Annotated in this window: 2 protein-coding genes; both read left to right on the top strand. The window is 67.5% G+C overall.

Going from position 1 to position 2,607, the window contains the following annotated elements; genetic code table 11:
- Positions 1-161: 161 nt before the first annotated feature.
- Positions 162-1,781, top strand: a complete 1,620-nt coding sequence (gene istA / locus EJO66_RS32295; RefSeq protein WP_125967270.1) for an IS21 family transposase — start codon at positions 162-164, stop codon at positions 1,779-1,781.
- On the top strand, positions 1,778-2,542 hold the full coding sequence (gene istB, locus EJO66_RS32290) for an IS21-like element helper ATPase IstB (protein ID WP_125967269.1): 765 nt from the start codon (positions 1,778-1,780) through the stop codon (positions 2,540-2,542). Before istA ends, istB begins: the two co-directional genes overlap by 4 nt.
- Positions 2,543-2,607: the final 65 nt, after the last annotated feature.

Here is a 2,607-nt window from a genome sequence, read left to right as displayed (position 1 = left end):
GCGCTCCCCGACGGCCACCCAAAGTGCCCCACTTATGGCCACCCAAACTGCTCCACCCTGGCCACGGTGATCTGACGCATTGAACACGGTGCGTCGGGCGCCGCGAAGCTCGACAGGCAGGACGTTACTTTCCACCCCCTCTGAGCGAGGGGAACAACGGAGTGAACGTCTTGAAGCCACATCTGCAAACCACCATCTGGACGCTGCTCAAGGGCGGCGCCACCCAGCGCGAGATCGAACGCATCACCGGCATTTCGCGCCACACCATCCGGACCTACCAGCAGCGTTTCGCCGCCGATCCGGCAAACTGCCCCGGGGTGGCCACCGACTCCGGTGGTCAAACTGCTCCACCCTGGCCACCGACTTCCGGGCCGGTAGCGCCGCCGCTGGCCACCTCCAAGTGCGAACCCCACCGCGCCTTCATCGACGCGCAATTGCGCCTGGGCCGCAACGCCACCGCCATCTACCAGGACCTGGTCGACCTGCACGGCTTTGATGGCGCCTACAACTCGGTCAAACGGTTCTGCGCCCAGCTTCGCCACAAGGAGCCCGAGCAGTTCGATCGTCTGAGCTTTGCGCCCGGCGAGGAGATGCAGGTCGACTACGGTGAAGGCGCCCCCACGCGGATGCCGGGCACCGAGCGCTGGCGCAAACCCCGCCTGTTCGTGGCCACGCTGCGCTACTCGCGGCGCAGCTTCCGCCGCGTGGTCTGGAAGTCCAGCCAGCAAGTCTGGGCTGAGTTGCACGAGCAGGCCTGGGCCTACTTCGGCGGGTCCACCCACTACGTCGTCCTCGACAACCTCAAGGAAGGCGTCTTGAAGCCCGACCTGTACGAGCCCGCGCTCAATCCGGTCTACGCGGCCACACTCGCTCATTACGAGGTGGTGGCCGACCCGGCCCGGGTCCGGGATCCGAATCGCAAGGGGACGGTAGAGAACGCGATCCAACACACCCAGGCCACCGCGCTCAAGGGCCGGCGCTTGGAGACCATCGAAGAGCAGAACGCCTTCCTGGAACACTGGGAGTCCAAGTGGGCCGCCTCGCGCATCCACGGCGCCGAGCGGCGTCAGGTGCAGGCCATGTTCGAGGAGGAGCGCGCCCACCTGCAGCCGCTGCCGGCCACGCGCATGCAGTACTTCACCGAGGTGCAGCGCACGGTCTGCGACGACAGCTGCGTGCGCATCGACCACAGCAGCTACGCCGCTCGTCCGGCCCCGATTGGCTCCAAGGTGCTGGTGCGGCTGTTCGAGCGGCGCATCGAGATCCGCGAGCTGCGCACCCAGGCCTTGCTGCGCACCCACGCCCGGGTTGATCGCCCCGGCACCGTGGTGTTGCCCATGGCCGAGCGGGTGTTCAACCCCTCGCGCGAGACGCGCTACATCCTGGCCCAGGCCCGAGCCATCGGGCCGCAGGCCGCTCGGCTGTGCCAGATGCTGTTCGCCATCGAGGGGCGCGTGGGCCAGCGCAAGCTCTGGGGCATCGTCAATCTGGCCAAGCGCTACCCCCGTCACTTCATCGATGCGGCCTGTGCGGGCGCCATGGCGCAAGGCGTAAACAGCTACCGCCACGTCAAGGCGCTCACCGAGCGGCTGGTGGCCGACGCCCTGGCCGCCCTGCAGGCCGGCACGCCGACACAGTCGGCGTCAACGCTCACCCAGCAGCACGCGCTCATTCGCAGCGCCGACGAATACGGCGATCTGTTCGCCCACGCCGCCACCGCCACCGCCACCTCGGGCGGCACAACCTCTCCCACCCCCACCACTGAGATCGCCCAGCCATGAACATGACCGAGATCGAACGCGCCCTGCGCGAGCTGCGCCTGTCCGGCATCGCCGACACCCTGTCCACCCGCGTGATGCAGGCCCAGGCCGCCCAGCAGCCCTTCCTGGAGACGTTGGCCGCCATGCTGCAAGACGAGCTCGACCGGCGCCGCTCGCGATTGATGGAGCGCCGCTTCAAGCGCTCAGGCCTGGCCGAACGCCTGACGCTGGCGGACTTCGACTGGCGCTTCAATCCCAAGCTGCCGCGCAACGCCTGCTTCGAGCTGCACACCCTGAAGTTCGTCGGCGAGGGGGCCAACGCATTGATCGTCGGCAAGCCCGGCACCGGCAAGAGCCATGTGGCCAAGGCGGTGGCCTACCAGGCCACGTTGCAGGGCTATGACGTGCGCTACGTGGAGGCCGACTCCGAGTTCGCCCGCTACGGGCTGGCCAGCACGGCGCAACAGGCCGAACAGCTCAAGGGCTGGATCGAGCCAGACCTGTTGGTCCTTGATGACCTGTTCCTGGCCCGGCGCATTGCCGACGTGAGCGCCGAACTGCTGCAGGCCATCGTGCACCAGCGCTACAAGCTGCGCCGCGCCATCGTCATCACCTCCAACCGGGTGGTGCAGGACTGGGGAAAGTACCTCGCCGACGCCACCATGGCCACCACCATCCTGGACCGGCTCATGCACCGCTGCGCCATGCTGGAGTTCGAGGGCAAAAGCTACCGCCTGAAGGAGGCCGCCGCGCGCATCGCCATGACACCCGAATCGTCATAATCCGACCGTCCTGCCTGGAGCAGTTTGACCGGCCATAAGTGGAGCAGTTTGGGGTGGCCATCGGG

The organism is Variovorax beijingensis, from assembly GCF_003951285.1.
Lineage (GTDB): Bacteria > Pseudomonadota > Gammaproteobacteria > Burkholderiales > Burkholderiaceae_C > Variovorax > Variovorax beijingensis.
The sequence above is the reverse complement of the archived record's forward strand: the minus strand, read 5'-3'. Positions and strand labels throughout refer to the sequence as shown.

What these genes read in the sequence shown, in the direction of transcription:
- istB (WP_125967269.1), top strand. Translation starts at nt 1,778, where the DNA reads ATGAACATGACCGAGATCGAACGCGCCCTGCGCGAGCTGCGCCTGTCC.